Source organism: Longispora urticae, assembly GCF_053902585.1.
This window is the reverse complement of the sequence record NZ_JAQZSH010000027.1, coordinates 343,370-363,909: the sequence shown is the minus strand read 5'-3', so window position 1 is coordinate 363,909 and position 20,540 is coordinate 343,370. Positions and strand designations below refer to the sequence as shown.

Here is a 20,540-nt window from a genome sequence, read left to right as displayed (position 1 = left end):
GTCGACGCCTCGCGTCCCCCGGCCCCGTCCGCGTGGCGGACCTCACCCTCTTCTACCTGGTGGAAGGCAGCCAGGCGGCCCTCGTCTGCTCGTACCCGCCGATCGCGTCGACGTTGCGGAGGGTCAGTCCGATGTCGTCCAGACCCTCCAGCAACCGCCACCGGCTGAACTCGTCGAGGGGGAACGGCCGCACCCGGTCGGCGTAGCGCACCTCGCGCGCGACGACGTCCACGGTGACCGTCAGCGTCGGGTCCTCCTCCACCAGCTGCCACAGGTCGTCGATGACCGGCTGGCTCAACTCGACCGGCAGCAGCCCGCCCTTGAGCGCGTTGCCCCGGAAGATGTCGCCGAACCGGGGCGACAGCACGGCCTTGAACCCGTAGTCCAGCAGGGCCCAGACCGCGTGCTCCCGCGACGAGCCGGTGCCGAACTCGGGCCCGGCGATCAGCACGCTGGCGGCGGCGTACCGCGGCTGGTTCAGCACGAACTCGGGGTCGGCGGCCCGCCAGGCGGAGAACAGCCCGTCCTCGAAGCCCGTCCGGGTGACCCGCTTGAGGTAGACCGCCGGGATGATCTGGTCCGTATCCACGTTGGAACGGCGCAGCGGGACGGCGGTACCGGTGTGCTCGGTGAACTTGTCCATCAACGGCTCACATCGATCGGGGCGGCCAGGCGGCCGACGATGGCGGTGGCTGCGGCGACCTGCGGGGACACCAGGTGGGTACGCCCGCCCTTGCCCTGCCGGCCCTCGAAGTTGCGGTTGGACGTGCTGGCCGCGCGCTCCCCCGGCTTCAGGGTGTCGGGGTTCATGCCCAGGCACATGGAGCAGCCGGCGAACCGCCACTCGGCACCCGCGGCCGTGAACACGTCGTGCAGGCCCTCGGCCTCGGCCTCCAGGCGCACCCGCGCGGAGCCGGGAACGACGAGCATCCGCACCCCGTCGGCGACCTGGTGGCCGCGCAGCACCTCGGCGGCGGCGCGCAGATCCTCCAGCCGGCCGTTGGTGCACGAGCCGACGAACACGACGTCCACCGCGATGTCGCGCAGCGGGGTACCGGCGGTGAGGCCCATGTACTCCAACGCCTTGGCCGCCGCGACCGGGTCGTCGGTCTCCTCGGGCACCGGGACCGTGGAGCCGAGCGGCGCGCCCTGCCCCGGGTTGGTGCCCCAGGTGACGAACGGGGTCACGCTCGACGCGTCGATCTCGACCACCGTGTCGAACACGGCGTCGGCGTCGGTCGGCAGGGTGCGCCAGTAGGCGACGGCCGCGTCGAAGTCGGCGGGCGCGTGCGGCTTGCCGCGCAGGTACTCGAACGTCACGTCGTCCGGCGCGATCATGCCGGCCTTCGCGCCCCACTCGATGGACATGTTGCACACCGTCATCCGGCCCTCCATCGAGAGCGCCTCGATGGCCGGTCCCCGGTACTCCACGATGTGGCCGCGCCCGCCGCCCGTACCGACCTGGGCGATCAGCGCCAGGATCAGGTCCTTGGCCGTGACGCCCGGCCGCAGCTCGCCGGTCACCTCGACGGCCATGGTGCGCGGGACGGACTGCTGCAACGTCTGGGTGGCCAGGACGTGCTCCACCTCGCTGGTGCCGATCCCGAACGCCAGCGCCCCGAAGGCGCCGTGCGTGGCGGTGTGCGAGTCGCCGCAGACGATCGTCATGCCAGGTTGGGTGAGCCCCAACTGGGGGCCGATCACGTGCACGATGCCCTGTTCGGCATCGCCCAGCGGGTGCAGCCGGACCCCGAACTCCGCGCAGTTCTTGCGCAGCGTCTCGATCTGGGTCCGCGACACCGGGTCGAAGATGTCGACCAGGTTGTCGGTCGGGGTGTTGTGGTCCTCCGTCGCGATCGTGAGATCGGGTCGGCGGACAGGACGCCCGGCGAGCCGGAGCCCGTCGAACGCCTGCGGACTGGTCACCTCGTGCAGCAGGTGCAGGTCGATATACAGCAGATCGGGCTCATCCGGGGCGCTGTGTACGACATGCGCGCCCCATACCTTCTCCGCGAGCGTGCGCCCCATGGTGGCTCCCACGATCTGGACTTCCCAAGGATTGGGAGGTATGTTTCGTCTCGTGGGACACAGTATCAGCGGAGTCGGCGTACTCGATAAAGCCGTCCTAATCCTTGAGACGTCCGTGGACGGCGCGAGCCTCGCCGAGTTGGTCGAGCGCACGCAACTGCCCCGGGCCACCGCGCACCGCCTCGCCCAGGCGTTGGAACAGCACCGGTTGCTGGTCCGCGACGCCCAGGGCCGGTGGCGCCCCGGGCCGCGCCTGGGGGAACTCGCCAACGAGGCCCCCGACGTGCTCCTCACGGCGGCCGAGCCGATCCTGGCGATGCTCCGCGACCAGACCGGGGAGAGCGCCCAGCTCTACCTCCGCCGGGCCGACGACCGGATCTGCGTGGCCGCCGCCGAACGGTCCAGCGGCCTGCGCGACACGGTCCCGATCGGCTCGGTGCTACCGATGACCGCCGGTTCCGCCGCCCAGATCCTGCTTGCCTGGGAGCCCCCGGAGGCCGTGCTGCCGCTGCTGCCCCGGGCCAAGTTCACGGCCCGGATCCTCGCCGAGGTGCGCAAACGGGGCTGGGCGTCCAGCGTCGCCGAGCGCGAGGCCGGGGTCGCGTCGGTGTCCTCGCCGGTGCGGGACCGGACCGGCCGGGTGATCGCCGCCGTCAGCGTCTCCGGGCCGATCGAGCGGCTGACCCGGCGGCCGGGTGAGCGGCACGCGATGGCCGTGGTCCGCGCGGGCCAACGCCTCTCGGGCCTGTAACCGCGCGGCTCAGGGCCTGCGCGGCCGGACGGGTCTGTGGTGCCGCACGGCATCGCGGACCTGTTCCGCCAGCCCGGCCAGATCCGCGCGAAGACCGAAATGCCAGTCCCATCGGGTACGGGCCACCACGTCGATCTCCAGCTGGTGGCCGGTGTCGAACCGCGCCTCCGCCCGCAGCCGCCCGTCCGCGCGCAGCAGCACCGTGAGCACGAAACCCGGGTCGCCCGCCAGCTCGACCGACCCCTGCTCCTCGCGCGCCAGCCCGTCCAGCGCCGCCGCGAACCGGTCCAGGTCCGGCCAGCGGACGAAGCCGGTACCCGACCGCAGGCGGGTCTCCTCGGCGCCCGGGACGGTGAGCGGCCCCGGAACGTCGACGTGCAGGTGCGCGTGCCGGGGATCGCCGTCCGGCTCGTCCATCCAGCTGCGCCCGCTGCCGGCGGCCACGGTGAGGCCGATGCCGTGCACGGGATCGAAGAAGGCGAGGCGGGTCACGTCCCGAGTCTGCCAGCCCCGCCCCACAACCCAACCCTGCCACCGCCCACCCGTCCGGCCTTGCTGCGACCACCCTTCCGCTGCCACCGCCACCTGCCTGGCCCCGCCGCGGCCACCCGCCCGGCCCTGCCGCGGCCAGCCCGCCCAACCTCGCCGCTGCCCCCGGCCAACCCTGCCGCGGCCACCCGCTGGCCCCGCCGCAGCCGCCCTCCCGGCGCGTGCCGAACCGGACGGGCGGGACGTGCCGCGCAGTCCCCCACGGCCGGGCGCTCCCCGACCTAAACTGAGGTCGAGCATTCCCACCGCCCCTGGACCCCTTCCCGAGGAGGCCGGGCCATGTCCAAGCTCATGGACGCACACACCGAGGTGCACGGCAGTCCGGCGGCGCCCGGCCCGGACCTCAGCCGGATCAGTCCGGCCTACCGGGTCGCCGGACCCGACGAGGGCTTCTCCCGGGAGGAACTGGCCCTCGCCGCCCGCAACCACGGCATGCCGCAGGAGGCGCTGCGCTACGACGTCACCCCGGTCGGCCTGCACTATCTCCTGACCCACTACGACATCCCCGCCATCGACCCGGCGGCGTGGCGCCTCACGGTCGGCGGCCGGGTCACCCGCCCCCTCACCCTGGACCTGCACTCCCTGCGGGCCATCCCCGCCCGGACCATCCGCGTCACCATGGAGTGCGCCGGCAACGGCCGGGCCGGGCTCGACCCGCGCCCGGTGAGCCAACCGTGGCTGGTGCACGCGGTGGGGACGGCCGAGTGGACGGGCGCGCCGCTCCGCGACCTGCTCGCCATCACCGGCATCGAGGAGGACGCCGTCGAGATCGTGTTCACCGGTGCCGACCACGGACTGGAACGCGGTGTCGAACAGGACTACCGGCGCAGCCTGCCGCTCGCCGACGCCCTCGCCCGGGACGTGCTCCTCGCGTACGCGATGAACGGTGCCCCGCTGCCGCCCCAGCACGGCGCCCCGGTCCGCCTGGTGGTGCCCGGCTGGTACGGGATGGCGCACGTCAAATGGCTCCGCGACATCACCGTGGCCCCCGAACCGTTCACCGGCTACCAGCAGAACGCCTACCGCCTCCGCCAGACCCCGGACGAACCCGGCGACCCGGTCACCCGGATCCGGCCCCGCGCCCTGATGGTCCCGCCCGGCTTCCCCGACTTCCTGTCCCGGACCCGGATCGTGCACCCCGGCCCGGTACTCCTGCGCGGCCGCGCCTGGTCGGGCGCCGCACCGGTCACGGGCGTGGCGGTGAGCACCGACGGCGGTACCCGCTGGGCGCCGGCCATCCTCGACGACCCGGACCCCCACCCGTGGTCCTGGCGCGGCTGGTCCTTCGCCTGGCGCGCCACCCCGGGCGAGTACCTCCTGGCCGCGCACGCCACGGACGACTCCGGCGCCACCCAGCCCACGACCCAGTCCTGGACGGCGGGCGGTTTCGCCAACAACGCCATCCAACTCATCAGAACCGTCTGCGTCCCCGAGACGGCCACCTGACCGGGTGCGGAAAAGACGAAAGCCCTGACCGACATTCTCGGTCAGGGCTCTGAAACTGGTAGTCCCGAGGGGATTCGAACCCCCGCTACCGCCTTGAGAGGGCGGCGTCCTAGGCCGCTAGACGACGGGACCGCAGAACTGCTTCTTGCTGAATAACTAACTACTGAAACACTGTCGTGCGTAGCCCCGAGGGGATTCGAACCCCCGCTACCGCCTTGAGAGGGCGGCGTCCTGGGCCGCTAGACGACGGGGCCAGGTGGTGCGAGGACATTTTGCTGGGGTACCAGGACTCGAACCTAGACTAATGGAACCAGAAACCATCGGGCTGCCAATTACCCCATACCCCATCGGTGCCCTCGCACCGGAGATGAACTCTACCCGACGCCCTCCGTGACCTTCAAATCGGATCCCGGGTCGGGAAGTCCGAGCAGGCCAGGCAGGTCGGAGAGGGTCCGGATCCGCCTCGGGAACCGGCCCGGACCACCGGTTCGGTCCAGCCACACCCCGACCAGTCCGGCGTCGGTGGCGCCCTGGGCGTCGAAGGCCAGGTTGTCGCCCACGTACGCGGTCTCAGCTGGGGAAACGCCGAGGGCCGCGCAGGTGGAGACGAAGATGGCGGGCGCCGGCTTGGCGATTCCGAATGTGTCGCGGCCCACAGAAATCGCGAACCGGTCCGCGATGCCGGTCAGGGCCAGCTTCGTGCGGGTGTAGTCCACGTCGTTGTTGCTGATCACACCGAGGGTGAGCCCGGACAACGCCGCCAGGCACGCCGGGACGTCGTCGAACAGGGTCAGGCTGGCCTCGTAGTGCGCCAGGTAGTCGTCGAACCAGGCGCCGGGGTCCGCCGGGCCGCGGCCGCCGAGGGCGCGGCGCATGCCGAGGGCCCGGTGCCGGCGCTGGTCGGCGAAGGTGAGCTCCCCCGCCAGGTACCGGGGAAAGTGTTCCTGTTCGAGCCTGAGCCACTTCCCGGCCGCCGCCGGCAGTCGGGGTGCGGGGACGCCGAGCTCGGCGCAGTAGGCGATGATGCCCGCCCGCGCCGAGCTCTCGTAGTCCGTCAACGTCTGGTCGACGTCGAACAGGACAGTGGTGACCCGTGGACTCACAGTGCCTTCCGGAGCCTCTCCAGGGTCGTCTCGCGGCCCAGCAGCTCCATCGACTCGTAGAGGGGCGGCGAGACCGTCCGGCCCGTCACGGCGACCCTGAGCGGCGCGAACGCCACCTTCGGCTTCAGGCCCAGGCCGTCGATCAGCGCGGCCTTGAGCGCCTCCTCCAACGCCGGGGTGGTCCACTCCACCTTCTCGACGACGCCGATCGCGGCCTCCAGCACCGGCCGGGCCGCCTCGGTGAGGACCTTGGCCGCGTGCGCCTCGTCGGGGGCGAAGGCGTCGCCGGAGAACAGGAAGCCGAGCATGTCCCGGGCCTGCGCGAGGGTCGTGATCCGGGTCTGGATCAGCGGGGCGGCGGCGGCCACCAGGTCCGGGTCGGCGCCCTCGGGCAGGAACGCCCGGATCCGGTCCGCGAAGTCGGCCGGGTCGAGTCGGCGGACGTGCTCGGCGTTGATGGCCTCGCACTTCTTCTCGTCGAACCGGGCGGCGCTGGAGTTGACGTTGTGCAGGTCGAACGCGCTGATCAGCTCCGCCATCGTGAAGATGTCGCGGTCCGGCGCGATGGCCCAGCCCAACAGGGCGAGGTAGTTCGCGAGGCCCTCGGGGAGGTAGCCGGCGTCGCGGTACGCGAAGAAGTTGGACCGGGGGTCGCGCTTGGACAGCTTCTTGTTGCCCTCGCCGGTGACCAGCGGCAGGTGCGCGTAGTCCGGGACGGTCTCGGCGATGCCCAGCTCCACCATGGCCCGGAACAGCACGATCTGGCGCGGGGTGGACGACAGCAGGTCCTCGCCGCGGGAGATCAGGTTGATCCGCATCATGGCGTCGTCGACCGGGTTCGTCAGGGTGTACAGCGGCTGGCCGTTGCCCCGGACGATCACGTAGTCGGGCACGCTGCCGGACTTGAAGGTGACCTCGCCGCGCACCGCGTCGACCCAGGTGATGTCCTCGTCGGGCATCCGGATCCGGAGCACGGCCTCGCGGCCCTCCGCCTTGAACGCGGCGACCTGCTCGGCCGTCAGGTTCCGGTCGAAGCCGTCGTAGCCCAGCTTCGGGTCGCGGCCCAGCGCCTTGTGCCGGGCCTCGATCTCCTCGGGCGTGGAGTAGGACTCGTAGGCGTAGCCGGCCTCGAACAGCTTGGCGGCCACGTCGCGGTAGATGTCGCCGCGCTCGGACTGCCGGTACGGGCCGTAGGGGCCGCCCAGGTCCGGGCCCTCGTCGTAGTCCAGGCCGAGCCAGCTCATGGCGTCGAGCAGCATCTGGTACGACTCGGCGGAGTCGCGCGCCGCGTCGGTGTCCTCGATCCGGAAGATCAGCTTGCCGCCGTGGTGCCGGGCGTGCGCCCAGTTGTACAGGGCCGTGCGCATCAGCCCGACGTGCGGCGTACCCGTCGGCGAGGGACTGAACCGGAGCCGGAGATCAGACAAGTTCCACAACCTTGTTCGTGAGGGCCCCGAGGCCCTCGATGGAGACGGTCACGGAGTCGCCGGCCGTCAGGACGTCCACGCCGGCGGGCGTGCCGGTGAGGATCACGTCGCCGGGCAGCAGCGTCATCACGTGGGAGACATAGGAGACCAGAGTCGGGACGTCGAACACCATGTCTTTTGTCCGGCCCAGCTGGCGGACCTCCTCGTTCACCTCGCAGCGGATCTCGAGGTCGCGCCAGTCCAGCTCGGTCTCGATCCACGGCCCGAACGGGCAGAACGAGTCGAAGCCCTTGGCCCGGGTGAACTGCACGTCCTTCTTCTGCAGGTCGCGGGCCGTGACGTCGTTCGCGATCGAGTACCCGAAGATGGCCTGTTCCGCTTGGTTTCTGTCCACGCGCCGGGCACCGGGCAGCCCGATCACGATCGCCAGCTCGGCCTCGTGCTCGACCTGCTGGGACTGCGGCGGCAGCGAGATGGCGTCGTTCGGGCCGATGATCGTGGTCGACGGCTTGAGGAAGAGCAGCGGCTCCGCCGGGACCTCGCCGCCCATCTCCTTGGCGTGGTCGGCATAGTTGCGGCCCACGCACACGATCTTGCTGGGCAGCATCGGGGCGAGCAGCCGCACGTCGGCGAGCGCCCACCGCTGACCGGTGAACGTGAGCCGACCGAAGGGGTGCCCCTCCAGCTCGGCGATGGTGGGCGACTGGTCACCCTCCACGACGCCGAATGACATGCCGCCCGCATGGGCAAACCGGGCAATACGCACTGTGATAAGTCCCTTGGCCAGAGCAGATTCGGTACCCCAGAATCTATCTCTTCGCCCGCGCACGCCTGGTTGGAGCCCTCAGGGGTCACATTCGCGGTCCTGGCCGACCGGGCCGCCCGGCCGCTCCGGTAACTTCGGAGGGCGGAAAACGAGGAGGAACGGCGCGTGGACAGGCGGGCGGCACACGAGGCGCGGGTGGACGCGCTGGTCGCCGCGCACCTCGACCGCCGCCGTCTGGGCCTCAAACACCCCGTCGAGGACTTCCTGTTCACGTACTACAACCACCGGCCCAACCAGCTGCGCACCTGGTACCCCGGCTTCGACCGGGCGCCCACGGAGAAGGAGCGGGCCCGGATCGGCTGGATCCGCGACCTGCTCGCCGCGACCCGCGACCGCCCCCCGCACCTGGGCTGCTTCGGCCTGCACGAGTGGGCGATGGTCTACCGGGACACCGAAACCCGTCATCCGGTACCGCTGCGGATGGGCCACGACGAGCTCGCCGCGTTCGTCGAGTCCCAGAACATCCGGTGCGGCCACTTCGACGCGTTCCGGTTCTTCACGCCCCCGGCCCGGAGCCTGAACCTGCTCCAGCCGACCCGGGACACCCAGCGCGACCACGAGCAGCCGGGCTGCCTGCACGCGAACATGGACCTGTACAAGTGGGCGTACAAGCTGGCGCCGCTCGTGCCGGCCGAGCTCGTCGCGGACTGCTTCGAGCTGGCCCGCGACATCCGGACCCTGGACATGCGGGCCAGCCCGTACGACCTGGCGGGGCTGGGCTACCCGCCCGTCCGGATCGAGACCCCGAACGGGCGGGCGGAGTACGTGACCCACCAGCGGGCCTTCGCCGAGCGGGCCGCGCCGCTACGTGACCGGCTGGTCGACGCGTGCGACCGGCTGCTCGCCGCGGCGACGGTCGGTGGCCCGGCCGCCATCTGAGGCCGGACCTCCGCCCGCCGCGTGGCAGGGTCGCTAGTCGCCCAGCCGGCGCTGGGCCTTGTCGCCGCCCTGTTGGAGCGCGTGGGTGAGCGCGTCGACCAGGGCCAGCCAGCTCGCCTCCACGATGTTGCCGTGCACCCCGACCGTGGTCAGCTCGGCGTCCCGGTGCGTGGACTCCACCAGCACCCGGGTCACCGCGTCCGTACCGTGCGAGCCGGCCAGGATCCGCACCTTGTAGTCGACGAGTTCCAGCGACGACAGGGCCGGGTAGAACTCGACCAGGGCGAGCCGCAGCGCCTGGTCGAGGGCGTTGACCGGCCCGTTGCCCTCGGCGGTGGCGATGGTCCGCTCCCCGCCCACCACGATCTTGACCGTGGCCTCGGAGACCACCGCGCCGTCGGGCCGGTGCTCGACGATCACCCGGTAGGACTCCAGGTCGAAGGGCGCCTTCACGTCGCCGAGCGCGGACCGCACCAGCAGCGCGAACGACGCGTCGGCGGCCTCGAACGACCAGCCCTGCGCCTCCAGGGACTTGACCCGGTCGGCGACGGCGGTGAGTACAGTGGGTTGGCCGGCCAGGTCCAGTCCGAGCTCACGGGATTTGAGCTCGATGCTGGCCCGGCCGGCCATCTCGGTGATCAGGATGCGCATGTCATTGCCGACGGTGGTCGGATCCACATGGTTGTACAGCTCCGGATCGACCTTGATCGCGCTCGCGTGCAGCCCCGCCTTGTGAGCGAACGCTGCGTGCCCGACATAGGCCTGGTGGGTGTCGGGTGCGATGTTGGCGATCTCCGCGATGGCGTGCGAGACGCGCGCCATCTGCTCGAGGCACCCCGGCGGTAGCACGGGGAGCCCGAGTTTGAGGGTGAGGTTGCCGACGACGGAGAACAGGTCCGCGTTGCCGGGTCGCTCGCCGTAGCCGTTGGCCGTGCCCTGGACGTGCCGGACACCGGCCTCCACGGCCGCGATGGTGTTGGCCACCGCGCAGGAGGTGTCGTTCTGGGCGTGCATGCCGAGCAGCGCGGGGTCGACGCCCAGCTCGGTGATGGCCCGGGTGATGCCGGAGGGCAGGGAGCCGCCGTTGGTGTCGCAGAGCACGACGCGCTCGGCCCCGGCCTCCAGGGCCTTCTCCACGACCCTTTTCGTGTACGCCGCGTCGAAGCGGAACCCGTCGTAGAAGTGCTCGCAGTCCACGAACACCCGCCGGCCCTCGGCGACGAGGTGCGTGACCGTGTCGTACACCATGGCGAGGTTCTCTTCGGGGGTGGTGCGCAGCGCGCGCTCGACGTGCCGCAGGTCGGCCTTCGCGACGAGGGCGATGGCCGGGGTCTCCGCGTCCAGCAGCGCCCGGACCTGCGGGTCGTCGGCGGCGGTCAGCCCGGCCTTGCGGGTGGCGCCGAACGCGACCATGACCGCGTGCTTGAGCTGGAGTTCGTCGCGGGCCCGACGGAAGAACTCGGTGTCCTTGGGCATCGCGCCGGGCCAACCGCCCTCGATGAACCCCACGCCGAACTCGTCGAGCAGCCGGGCCACCGCGAGCTTGTCCACCACCGAGTAGGTGATGCCCTCGCGCTGGGCACCGTCACGCAATGTCGTGTCAAAGACCTGGAAGTCCATCGTTATCTCCAGAAGATTCCTGCAACAAAAAAGACCCTCCGCGGGATGCGGAAGGTCTGCGCACTGACGGGGACGGGCTTCGATGCCCTACAGGTCAGCGCGCCGGGCCAATAATGAGCAGGCTGGTCACAAGGGCAACCTTTCCATGACGTCCGGTTATCTGGAAATCACTCCCAGATAACGGGACGAGTGTGAGCTACTTCATACTAGTGTCGCCCCCCTGGGCGATTTCGGCACTCGTAGGGCACAATCTGGAATGACTCCAATCAACCGCCCTACAGGAGAACCTCTGTGCTTACCGTTGGTGACCACTTCCCGGCCTACGAGCTGACCGCCTGCGTGTCGCTCGACGCCGACAACGCCTTCGAGACCATCACGAACAAGTCCCACGAGGGCAAGTGGCGCGTCGTCTTCTTCTGGCCGAAGGACTTCACCTTCATCTGCCCGACGGAGATCGCCGAGTTCGGCCGGCTGAACGGCGAGTTCGCCGACCGCGACGCGCAGGTCCTGGGCGCCTCCGTGGACAACGAGTTCGTGCACTTCGCGTGGCGCAAGGACCACCCGGACCTGCGCGACCTGCCGTTCCCGATGCTGTCGGACATCAAGCGCGAGCTGTCCGAGGCCGCCGGCATCCTGGGCGAGGACGGCGTGGCGCAGCGCGCGACGTTCATCGTCGACCCGAACAACGAGATCCAGTTCGCCATGGTCACCGCCGGCTCCGTGGGCCGCAACGTCGCCGAGGTCCTCCGGGTCCTCGACGCGCTGCAGACCGACGAGCTGTGCCCCTGCAACTGGAACAAGGGCGGCGACACCCTGGACGCCAAGTCCCTGATGGCCAGCTAGTTCTCCGTGGAGAGGGGGCCGACAGGCCCCCTCTTTCCCGTTCGTGCGAAAGGAACCACCCCGTGGGTCTCGACACCCTGAAGGACGCCCTGCCGGCGTACGCGAAGGACACCAAGCTCAACCTGGGCTCCGTGCTCGGCAACGCCACCCTGCCCGAACAGCAGGCGTGGGGCGCGGCGCTCGCCTGCGCCATCGCGGCGCGCAGCCCGCGGGTGATCCGCGAGATCGCCGCCGAGGCCGCCGACCGGCTCAAGCCCGAGGCCGTCGAGGCCGCGAAGGCCGCCGCGTCCATCATGGCCATGAACAACGTGTACTACCGCGCCAAGCACCTGATCGGCGACGAGGCGTACCAGACCCTGCCCGCCCGGCTGCGGATGTCCGTCATCGGCCAGCCCGGCGTGGACAAGGTCGACTTCGAGCTGTGGTGCCTGGCGGTCTCCGCGATCACCGGCTGCGGGGTGTGCCTGGAGTCGCACGAGAAGGCGCTGATCAAGGCCGGCCTCGGCCGGGACGCGATCCACGACGCGCTGCGGATCGCCGCGGTCGTGCACGCTGCCGCCGTCACGCTGGACGCGGAAGCCGCGCTGGCGTAGTCGTCCGCCCGGCGCTGGGCGTGCGTCGCTCCAGTGCCGGGTGTGCGTCGGTCCGCCGGGACGCGGCGTCGCGCCGGCGCGGAGCCCGCACCGGCGCGGCCAACCCGTCCGGGCGGAAAGCCCGCTGCCGTCAGCACATCCGAGGAGAAGTTGTCGTCCACCCGACCCGGGCGACGGCAACTTCTCCTTTCCCATTCCTTGACACGGCACCACCCCGCGCGACATTGTCGAATCGATGCATGTCACTGCATGATCGACTGGGGGCGCGGGGAAGGCGCGGCGTGACGCCGACGGAACACCCATTTGCCACGGGCGAACTCGCCTCCGTGGTGGACACCGCACCGGGCGAGGGCTGGATCGGTCTGCACCGCCGCCCGCCACCCCGCACGGTCCTGTCCCGCAGGTCCGAACTGGCCTGGTTCCTGCTCTGCGCGCTGATGCTGTTCCTGGTCGCGTCCTCGACCAGCGAGCTGCTCACCGAACCGTCGGGCCGCGCGGCCGGCAGCACCGACGCGCCGGGGGTGATGGCCCCGCCCGGTTCGGGTTCGCTCGACTCGCAGACGGCCGCGCTCCGGGCCCGGGCCACGGCCACCCGCACCGCCAGCCCCTCCCCCACGCCGACGGCCTCCGGGTCGGCGCGCGGCACGCCCGCCGGCCAGCCGCCGGTGTCCCAGGGGCCGACCAGCGTGCCGACCACGGGCGGCAGCGGCGTGACCGTCAACGCGACCGGCACCCCGGAGTGCGGGGCGTCGTCGTGGAGCGTGGCGGTCAGCGCGACCGTGGTGGGCGGCACGGCGACCGAGGCCAGCGTGTACGCGCGCCGCGACGACCTCGGCGGCAGCTGGCAGTTCAGCCGGATGGCGGGCGGGCCGAAGACGTTCTCCGGCAGCACCTACACGGAGCCGTCCTTCTCCGCCATCGCGTGGTACGTGTCCGTCCGGCTCTCCGACGGCCGGATGCTGTCCTCGCCGATGCGGGTGACCAACAGCTGCTGAGCCGGGCGCCGCCGTCCGGGACGTGCCGCCGAGTCGGGGCGGCCGGACCGGAACTTGCCGCCGCCCCCGAGGCCCCGGACCGGAACCTGCCGCCGCCCCGGAGGCCGGACCGGAACGTGCCGCCGCCCCCGAGGCCGGACCGGAACGTGCCGCCGCCCCGGAGGCCCCGGACCCGACCCCCGCCAGTCCGCGACTCGCTAGACCGCGACCTGCTCGGCCGGAACCTGGGGAGCCGTCGGCTGGGGAGTCGCGAGCAGCCGGCGCAGCCGCGGCGCGGTGGCCACGGCCAGTACGACCGCGAGCAGCCCGGCGACCACCGGCACCGTGAAGGCGCCCTGGTAGCCGTACCGGTCGGCGAGGACGCCCGAGAGCGCCGAACCGACCGCGTTGCCGGCGACCGTGCCGCTGGCCATCAGGGTCATGGCGGCGCCCGCCCGGCGGGCCGTGGTGATCCGCTCGGCGAGGACGTAGCCCGTGATCAGGTACGGGGCGACCGCGACGCCGAGGAACGCCAGCGCGGCCATCGCCGAGCCGAGCGAGTCCACCAGGAGCAGCGACGCCGCCCCGACGAACAGCGCCACGGCGAACACGACGTAGCGCAGCGACACCCGGAACCGGGTGGGCAGCACGGCGGTGAGCAGGCCGGCGACGACGCTGCCGACGCCCATCATCGCGTACACCAGGCCGCCGGCCCCGGTCTCGCCGATGTCCTTGGCGAGCGCGGTGATGCCGGTCTGGGTCGCGCCGAACACCACCCCGATGAACACCATGGCAGCGACCAGGCCCCACAGGTCCGGGCTCAGCCGGTCCTTCGGCGCGTCGAACGGCACCCGGAGCACGGGCGGCGCGGTCGGGTGCAGGGCGAACAGGGTGCCGGCGACCAACAGCAGCGCGATGGCGCCGATCAGGGGCAGGGTCGGGTGCCCGGTGAGGGCGAGCGCGCCCACCAGGGCCGGGCCGGTGATGTACGCGGTCTCGTCGGCGGTGCCCTCGTACGACATCGCGGTCGGCATCAGCCGCTGCTGGCCGCGCTCGCCGAGCAGGGCCGCCCAGCGCACCCGGACCAGCGGCCCGACCTGCGGGGTGGCGAACCCGGCGAGCGCCGCGGCGGCGGCCGTGACGACGAGCGGGGCGTGGCTGAGGGCGGCGGACAGCAGGGCCGCGTACGCGAGGGCGTCGGCCAGGGAGGCGACGAGTCCGACGAGCCGCTGCCCGTACCGGTCGGCGAGGGAGCCCACCACCGGGCCGCCGAGCGCGGAGCCCACCCCGAGCGCGCCGGCCGCGATGCCCGCGGCGGTGAGGCTGTCGGTGGTGGTGACGACGAGGGTGAGCGCGCCGACGATGCCCATGGCGGCCGGCAGTCGGGCGAGGAAGGCGAGCAGGAGGAAGCCGGGTCCGGTCGTGGACAGCAGCCCCCGGTAAGCGCCCAGGGCAGGCATGGTCGTCCCTTTCGAGGTTGCCGAAAGTGACGCGCAGCCCCGCCCCCAGCGCGTGCTCTTCATGAGCCCTGTGCACTGCCGACAGAGATCGACAGCGCCCTCATCGTAGATCGATCCGGCGGGCCGGGTCACGGGCTAGTGGCCGGGATCTCCAGAACAGGTAGTGATCAAGTCCGCAATACCGTAGAAAGCGGTCATACGACTATGGAAGGGGTACACATTGAGGATCCGGTTGGCCCTGCTACCGCTCGCCGCCCTGCTCCTGACACCCGGGATCGCCCTGGCCGCTCCGCCACGGCCCCCCGGCGCCGCGGACCCGTCCGCCCCGCCCGCGCTGGACGCCGTCGTGGCGCTCGGCGACAGCATCGCCTCCGGCGAGGGCGCGGGGAACTACCACGACGGGGCCAACCCGGACTGCCACCGCTCGGCCGACGCCCAGCTCGCCGCCGCCCGGATCCCGGGGACCAACGTCGTCAACCTCGCCTGCTCGGGCGCGGAGACCGCCGACGTGCTGGTCCGGGGCCAGGGCGGGGAGAAGCCGCAGATCCAGGCGCTGCGGGAGGCTGCCGCCCAGTACCGGATCAGACTGGTACTGGTCACCGTCGGCGCCAACGACGTCGGCTTCACGGAGATCGTCACCGACTGCGCGGTCGGGTACGCGCTGTCCACCGCGAGCTGCAAGGACGAGTGGACGCCGAAGGTCACCGAACGGCTCACCGCGCTGCGGCCCCGCCTGGACTCCGTCCTCGCCCAGGTGCGCGGCGTGCTCACCGACACCGGCCAGTCCGACGCGCGGGTCGTGCTCCAGTCCTACCCGTCGCCGCTGACCGTGCACAACCGGTGGGACAGCAGGTTCTCCCGGGTCGTGCACGGCTGCCCGTTCCACGACGACGACGCGGCGTGGGGCCGGGGGACGTTCGTCCCGCTGCTCGCGGCCACGATGCGCGGGGCCGCGCAGACCGCCGGGGTGGACTTCCTCGACCTGACGGCCGCGATGGACGACCGGGAGGTGTGCTCGCCCGGGGACGAGCCGAAGTGGACCCGCGGGATCAGCATCCGGCTGAAGGAGGACGGGAGCCCGGAGTGGACCGGATTCCGGGACGGGGAACCGGGCGCGCGGGCGGGCTCGGGGCCCGGTCGGGCCGGGGGGCCGGGCGGCACAGTCGGCGAGGCGGGTGCTGTCGACGGGGATCCGGAAGGGGTCATCTCGCGGGAGTCGCTGCATCCGAACCAGCTCGGGCACGCGATGCTCGGGCAGTGCCTCGCCGGGTACTGGGCGCACCTGACGAGTGGGGTGTGCCACCGGCAGCCGGACGGGTTGCGGTTCCTGGCGGTGCCGATCACCGGGGCGCCGTAGGCGGGGAGGGCGGGGCCCGGAGGGTCCCGCCCGGGGCACCCCGGGCTCCGGCGGCAGGGGGCCGGCTCCGCTGGTGGGCGGCGTCCGGGCGGGCCCGGAGGGTCCGCCCGGGGACAACCCGGGCTCCCGCCTCCAGGACCCGGGCCGGGCGCCCCCGTAACCGTCCGATGGTGATCCGGGTTTGTTCTCCGCACGGAAAAGGGGTGCCGCGCCTCCCCGGAAGGAGGTGCGGCACCCCGTAGACGTGGGGACTAGCCCCGGAGCATCTCCGTCACGAGGAAGGCGAGCTCCAGGGACTGCTGGGTGTTGAGGCGCGGGTCGCACGCGGTCTCGTAGCGGTCGGGCAGGTGCCGGTCCTCGATCGCCTGCGCGCCGCCCAGGCACTCGGTGACGTCCTCGCCGGTCAGCTCGACGTGCAGGCCGCCCGGGTGGGTGCCGAGGCCGCGGTGCACCTCGAAGAAGCCGAGCACCTCGTCGACGATCCGGTCGAAGTGCCGGGTCTTGTACCCGTTGGACGCCTCGATCGTGTTCCCGTGCATCGGGTCGCACTGCCAGACGACCTTGTGGCCGGCGGCGGTGACCTTCTCGATGATGCCCGGCAGCGCGTCGCGGACCTTGCCGTTGCCCATCCGGGAGATCATCGTCAGCCGGCCCGGGATGTTCTCCGGGTTGAGCTTGTCGGCCAGCTCGATCGCCTCGTCCGGGGTGCACGCCGCGTCGATCTTCACGCCGATCGGGTTCACGATCTTGCTGATGTAGTCGAGGTGCGCGCCGTCGAGCTGGCGGGTCCGGTTGCCGATCCAGAGGAAGTGGCCGGACAGGCCGTACGCCTTGTCGTGCGACACCCGGGTGAGCGAGCGGTCGTACTCCAGGGCGAGGGCCTCGTGCGAGCAGTACAGCGTGACGGTGCGCAGGGCCTCGTCGTCGCGCAGCCCGCACGCCCGCATGAAGGCGAGCGCCCGGTCGATCTCGCGGGCGATGGCCTCGTAGCGCTCGCCGGCGGCGGAGGTGCGCACGAAGTCCTTGTTCCAGTCGTGCACCGCGTGCAGGTCGGCCAGGCCCCCGCCGAGGTAGGCGCGCAGCATGTTCATCGCCGAAGACGCGTTCGCGTAGGCGCGGATCATGCGCTGCGGGTCGTTGACCCGGGCCTCCTCGGTCATCTCGAGGGAGTTGAGCATGTCCCCCCGGTACGACGGCAGGCCGAAGGCGTCCAGGGCGGCCGAGCGCGGCTTCGTGTACTGGCCGGCGACCCGGGCGACCTTGATCACCGGCATGCTCGCCCCGTAGGTGAGCACGACGGCCATCTGGAGCAGGGTGCGCGCGTTGGCCAGGATGTGCGACTCGGTGTTGTCCGCGAACGTCTCGGCGCAGTCGCCGCCCTGGAGCAGGAACGCCTTGCCCTCGCAGACGAGCGCGAGCCGCTCGCGGAGCTGGTCGACCTCGTAGGGCGCGACGATCGGCGGCACGGTGGCCAGGACGTCGGAGACCTGCTCGACCACCGAATAGTCCGGCCAGGGCGGCATCTGCTCACGGGGGAGCTCCCGCCATCGGTCGATCCCGAGGGAGGCGGCCTCGGCGAGATTCGCCGGGCGGGTGATCTGGAGGCCTGGGTTCCGGAACTGATGCCATTCCTGTTGCACGGGTCAACCTTAGTGCGCACGCCGGGGTCGCACATCGTCGAGGTGGTCAGTCCCACTCGTCGGGAGCCCTGGAGCCGGGTTGATCGTTAAGGGATCGTGGAGACGATGAATATGCCCGATATTTCCCTTTACGACGTGCACAAGATCATCGAGGACGTCGATTTCGAGGGTACGCCCGTGCCCGGCCTGCGCGGCGCCTTCTACCGCCGCCCCGCCGGGGACCGCACCGAGTCCGTCGGCGTGTACAGCTACGCCGACGACGAACTGTTCATGGCCTGGGGGTACGTCGGCGAGGAGCACTGCCGGGCCGCCGCCGCCCGCCGGCCCGACGGCGCGTGGGACGCCGTCCGCACCGGCTGCCCGGACGTGCGGGTGCTGCGGACCGGCGACGAGGTGACCGGGCTGGCCGTGGGGCTCGCCGACGGGGGCGTCAGGAGTTGCGGACGTACAACCCGACCGTGAAGGCGCGCTTCGCCCAGGCCCGCTCCAGCCGGTAGCCGTCCCGGAGCAGCCGTTCCTTCGCGCCCGACTCCTCCGCCGGGTCGGTCAGGTTCTTCAGCGGGTCGGCCAGCTTCTTGTCCTCGAACCGGATCACCCAGACCCGCGGCGCGTCCGCCAGGCACCGGGCCAGCTGGTCGTCGGGACACTCCTCCGCGAGGAAGTTGCCCCCGGCCCGCTGCCCGACCAGCGCGAACGCGTCCCGGGGCCGCCGGTCGGCCGGCACGTACCGGGCCACCACGTCGCGGGCCTCCCACGGCACGACCGGCTCGTGCAGCGCGTACGCGACCGCGTCGCCCGGGCGGTACTCGGCCGCGATCAGCGCGCCCACCCCCCGGGTGTCGTGCTCGTGGCCGTCGGGCCAGCGGTAGAAGAGGTTGATGTTCGCGCCGAGCGCGGCGAGCGCCACGAGCCCGGCCACGATCGGCACCAGCTTCGCCCGGGCGAGCGTGATGCCGGCCGCCAGGACGAGGGCCGGCATGGTGAAGAGGAGGTAGCGGTACCAGAACAGCTCGTGGAACTGGGCCGCGACGAACAGCACGGCCGGCGGCACCACGAGCCAGGACAGCACGAGGACCGAGGACCGCCGCCGCGAGTACGCGAGCACCGCCAGCGCGACGAGGAACCCGCCCACCGCCGCCGCCGACGTCAGCTTCTCCGGCAGGGCGATCACGGTGCGCACGCTCGACTCGGGGATCCAGCTCACCTGCCTGGTCTGCCGCATCGACAGCACGACCAGGGGAAGCACCGGCAGCACCCCGAGGGAGGCGGCCAGGAACCAGCGCCAGAACACCGGCCGGCGGGCCCGCCACAGGAACAGCAGCGCCACGACGCCGTGCGCGGCGACGATCAGGATCGCCAGGATGTGCAGGAAACCCATCAGGGCGACGGTGACGGCGTACCCGATGAGCAGTCGCTTCGACGGACGGCGCAGGATCCGGTCCATCAGCAGGGTGGCCGCCACCGCGCCGAGGATGACGAACGGGTAGACCCGGGCCTCCTGGGCGTACCGCGACGCGGCCGGGACCAGGGTGAACGCCAGCCCGGCGACCAGTCCCGCCCGGTACGACACGAGCCGCCGGCCCAGCACCGCCAGCAGCCCGGCCGCGGCCGCCATCGCCAGCACCGACGGGAACCGCAGCGCGAACTCGGAATCCCCCGCGACCCTGATCCACAGGTTCACGAACACGTAGTACAGCCCGTCGACCGCGTCGACGTCGCCCAGCATCCGGAGCATGTCGCCCAGCGGCATCCGGGCCGCGCCCCAGGTCGCCAGCTCGTCGGCCCACATCCCGGGCCGACCCAGCCGCCAGAGGCCCAGCGCGAACATCACCAGGGCCGGGGCCGACCACACGGGAACCCGGAGACGCGAGGTTGGGAGCACGAGCCAGTAAACCATTTGCGCGATCGACGACCGGCGCTCACCACCGTGCCACCCATGTCACACGGCTCACAGGGTGCTCGGTAGCATCGGGTAAGGTGCCCGGAGCGGTCCCCACACTCTTGACCGCACAAAATCGGGCAAACAAGTGAGGGAAGTACTGAAATGACCGATCTTGGTGGAGACCAGCAGGTCCAGGAGGAGGTCCTCGAGGGCCTCGCCGAGGCCGTCAACCATCGCAAGTGGTTCTCCTCCATGGCGTTCCCCTACCTGGGGGACGATCCGATCGAGGTCGGCAGCGGTTTCGGGGACTACGCGCTGGAGTGGGCACCGCGGGTCCGCCGCTTCACCTGCACCGAGGCCGAGCCCACCCGCCTCCGCGAGCTCGCCGAGCGGATGGCCGCCGAGGCCCCCAACGTCGAGGTCCGCCAGCTCCTGCTCCCCACCACGGAGATCGGCCAGCACACCGGCCTGGTCACGTACAACGTCCTCGAGCACATCGAGGACCACGTGGGCGCGCTGCGCAGCATGTCCGGCCTGCTCAAGCCCGGCTCCGCGATCGTGGTCGTGGTCCCCGCGTTCATGATCGCGATGAGCAAGGTGGACATCGCCACCGGCCACGTCCGGCGCTACACCAAGAAGACGATGCGCGCCGCGATGGAGGAGGCCGGGCTGGAGATCGAGGTGCTCAAGTACGCGAACATCCTCGGCTTCTTCGGCTACTTCGTCTCCGCCAAGCTGCTCGGCCAGGCCCCCAAGCCCGGCCCGGTCGTGCGGATCTACGACAAGTTCGTGCTCCCGGTGACCCGCGCGTGGGAGAGCGTCTTCGGCGCGCCGTTCGGGCAGTCCGTGATCTGCGTGGCCCGTACCCCGAAGAAGTAGTCACACCCGGCACGGCACCGGCCGGCGGCACCCTGTTGTGGGGGTGCCGCCGGCCGGTGCCATTTCCGCGGGTCGGTGCGTGGGTGTGCGCCCGGCCGCAGAACCGGGTGCGCGGGGCGGTCCGGCCGGGACACGCCGGTCCGGCCGGTGGAGCCCCGCACGGCGGAGGGACGGCCGCTGCCCCTCCGGTCGGTGCACGCGGGAGGCCGCCCCGACCGGCGGGTGGAGCCGCCGGGCCGGGCGGGTGCGTGGTGCCGCCGGCCGGCCGCGCTCTCGCAGACCG

At 71.8% G+C, this 20,540-nt stretch carries 19 protein-coding genes and 3 tRNA genes; 9 read left to right on the top strand and 13 right to left on the bottom strand.

Annotated elements, in window-relative coordinates:
* Positions 1-52 precede the first annotated feature (52 nt).
* Entirely contained in the window at positions 53-643 is a 591-nt protein-coding gene (gene leuD / locus PT931_RS17925) for a 3-isopropylmalate dehydratase small subunit (protein WP_456246855.1), read from the bottom strand.
* Entirely contained in the window at positions 643-2,043 is a 1,401-nt protein-coding gene (leuC, locus tag PT931_RS17920) for a 3-isopropylmalate dehydratase large subunit (protein ID WP_456246874.1), read from the bottom strand. The genes leuD and leuC overlap by 1 nt, the downstream gene beginning before the upstream one ends.
* Before the next feature lie 49 nt (positions 2,044-2,092).
* Between leuC and PT931_RS17915 the strand changes: the two genes are divergently transcribed.
* Positions 2,093-2,779, top strand: a complete 687-nt coding sequence (locus PT931_RS17915) for an IclR family transcriptional regulator (protein ID WP_363728570.1) — start codon at positions 2,093-2,095, stop codon at positions 2,777-2,779.
* A 9-nt stretch (positions 2,780-2,788) separates the two neighbouring features.
* Here PT931_RS17915 and PT931_RS17910 read toward each other — a convergent pair whose 3' ends face one another.
* Complete coding sequence (locus PT931_RS17910) at positions 2,789-3,271, bottom strand: hypothetical protein (RefSeq protein ID WP_456246854.1); 483 nt, start codon at positions 3,269-3,271, stop codon at positions 2,789-2,791.
* 336 nt (positions 3,272-3,607) lie between these two features.
* Between PT931_RS17910 and PT931_RS17905 the strand changes: the two genes are divergently transcribed.
* Complete coding sequence (locus PT931_RS17905) at positions 3,608-4,774, top strand: sulfite oxidase (protein ID WP_456246853.1); 1,167 nt, start codon at positions 3,608-3,610, stop codon at positions 4,772-4,774.
* 56 nt (positions 4,775-4,830) lie between these two features.
* Here the strand turns inward: PT931_RS17905 and PT931_RS17900 are convergent.
* From PT931_RS17900 to PT931_RS17875, 6 genes are all read right to left on the bottom strand, one after another.
* A tRNA-Glu gene (locus PT931_RS17900) sits at positions 4,831-4,906 on the bottom strand.
* 49 nt (positions 4,907-4,955) lie between these two features.
* Positions 4,956-5,028, bottom strand: a tRNA-Glu gene (locus PT931_RS17895).
* A 21-nt stretch (positions 5,029-5,049) separates the two neighbouring features.
* Positions 5,050-5,121 (bottom strand) — tRNA-Gln (locus PT931_RS17890).
* 27 nt (positions 5,122-5,148) lie between these two features.
* On the bottom strand, positions 5,149-5,877 hold the full coding sequence (locus tag PT931_RS17885; RefSeq protein WP_456246852.1) for an HAD family hydrolase: 729 nt from the start codon (positions 5,875-5,877) through the stop codon (positions 5,149-5,151).
* Positions 5,874-7,304, bottom strand: a complete 1,431-nt coding sequence (gltX, locus tag PT931_RS17880; RefSeq protein WP_456246851.1) for a glutamate--tRNA ligase — start codon at positions 7,302-7,304, stop codon at positions 5,874-5,876. Before gltX ends, PT931_RS17885 begins: the two co-directional genes overlap by 4 nt.
* Positions 7,297-8,070, bottom strand: a complete 774-nt coding sequence (locus PT931_RS17875) for a fumarylacetoacetate hydrolase family protein (RefSeq protein WP_456246850.1) — start codon at positions 8,068-8,070, stop codon at positions 7,297-7,299. The genes gltX and PT931_RS17875 overlap by 8 nt, the downstream gene beginning before the upstream one ends.
* A 165-nt stretch (positions 8,071-8,235) precedes the next feature.
* Here PT931_RS17875 and PT931_RS17870 point away from each other — a divergent pair, with 165 nt between their 5' ends.
* The gene (locus PT931_RS17870) at positions 8,236-9,009 is read left to right on the top strand and encodes a 3-methyladenine DNA glycosylase (RefSeq protein WP_456246849.1); all 774 of its coding nucleotides are present in this window, start codon (positions 8,236-8,238) and stop codon (positions 9,007-9,009) included.
* A 33-nt stretch (positions 9,010-9,042) separates the two neighbouring features.
* Here PT931_RS17870 and cimA read toward each other — a convergent pair whose 3' ends face one another.
* Entirely contained in the window at positions 9,043-10,629 is a 1,587-nt protein-coding gene (gene cimA, locus PT931_RS17865) for a citramalate synthase (RefSeq protein ID WP_456246848.1), read from the bottom strand.
* Positions 10,630-10,920: 291 nt separating this feature from the next.
* Between cimA and PT931_RS17860 the strand changes: the two genes are divergently transcribed.
* From PT931_RS17860 to PT931_RS17850, 3 genes are all read left to right on the top strand, one after another.
* On the top strand, positions 10,921-11,472 hold the full coding sequence (locus PT931_RS17860; protein ID WP_363728363.1) for a peroxiredoxin: 552 nt from the start codon (positions 10,921-10,923) through the stop codon (positions 11,470-11,472).
* Between the two features lie 62 nt (positions 11,473-11,534).
* Positions 11,535-12,065, top strand: coding sequence for a carboxymuconolactone decarboxylase family protein (locus PT931_RS17855; RefSeq protein ID WP_363728362.1), 531 nt, complete (start codon positions 11,535-11,537; stop codon positions 12,063-12,065).
* A 281-nt stretch (positions 12,066-12,346) separates the two neighbouring features.
* The gene (locus PT931_RS17850; RefSeq protein ID WP_456246847.1) at positions 12,347-13,060 is read left to right on the top strand and encodes a hypothetical protein; all 714 of its coding nucleotides are present in this window, start codon (positions 12,347-12,349) and stop codon (positions 13,058-13,060) included.
* A gap of 197 nt (positions 13,061-13,257) precedes the next feature.
* Here the strand turns inward: PT931_RS17850 and PT931_RS17845 are convergent, their stop codons facing one another.
* Positions 13,258-14,499, bottom strand: a complete 1,242-nt coding sequence (locus tag PT931_RS17845) for an MFS transporter (protein ID WP_456246846.1) — start codon at positions 14,497-14,499, stop codon at positions 13,258-13,260.
* Positions 14,500-14,719: 220 nt separating this feature from the next.
* Between PT931_RS17845 and PT931_RS17840 the strand changes: the two genes are divergently transcribed.
* On the top strand, positions 14,720-15,856 hold the full coding sequence (locus PT931_RS17840; protein WP_456246845.1) for an SGNH/GDSL hydrolase family protein: 1,137 nt from the start codon (positions 14,720-14,722) through the stop codon (positions 15,854-15,856).
* Positions 15,857-16,107: 251 nt separating this feature from the next.
* Here PT931_RS17840 and PT931_RS17835 read toward each other — a convergent pair whose 3' ends face one another.
* Positions 16,108-17,496 carry a class II 3-deoxy-7-phosphoheptulonate synthase gene (locus tag PT931_RS17835; RefSeq protein WP_456246844.1) on the bottom strand — a complete coding sequence of 463 codons (1,389 nt, stop codon included), beginning with the start codon at positions 17,494-17,496 and terminating at the stop codon, positions 16,108-16,110.
* Between the two features lie 135 nt (positions 17,497-17,631).
* Between PT931_RS17835 and PT931_RS17830 the strand changes: the two genes are divergently transcribed.
* The gene (locus tag PT931_RS17830) at positions 17,632-17,958 is read left to right on the top strand and encodes a hypothetical protein (RefSeq protein ID WP_456246843.1); all 327 of its coding nucleotides are present in this window, start codon (positions 17,632-17,634) and stop codon (positions 17,956-17,958) included.
* On the opposite strand, the gene PT931_RS17825 is transcribed toward PT931_RS17830, so the two are convergent.
* On the bottom strand, positions 17,927-19,378 hold the full coding sequence (locus tag PT931_RS17825; RefSeq protein WP_456246842.1) for a glycosyltransferase family 39 protein: 1,452 nt from the start codon (positions 19,376-19,378) through the stop codon (positions 17,927-17,929). The two genes, PT931_RS17830 and PT931_RS17825, sit on opposite strands and share 32 nt — an antisense overlap.
* A gap of 162 nt (positions 19,379-19,540) precedes the next feature.
* Here PT931_RS17825 and PT931_RS17820 point away from each other — a divergent pair, with 162 nt between their 5' ends.
* Positions 19,541-20,257 (top strand): class I SAM-dependent methyltransferase, encoded by a 717-nt coding sequence (locus PT931_RS17820; protein WP_456246841.1) that lies wholly within the window; start codon positions 19,541-19,543, stop codon positions 20,255-20,257.
* Positions 20,258-20,540 lie beyond the last annotated feature (283 nt).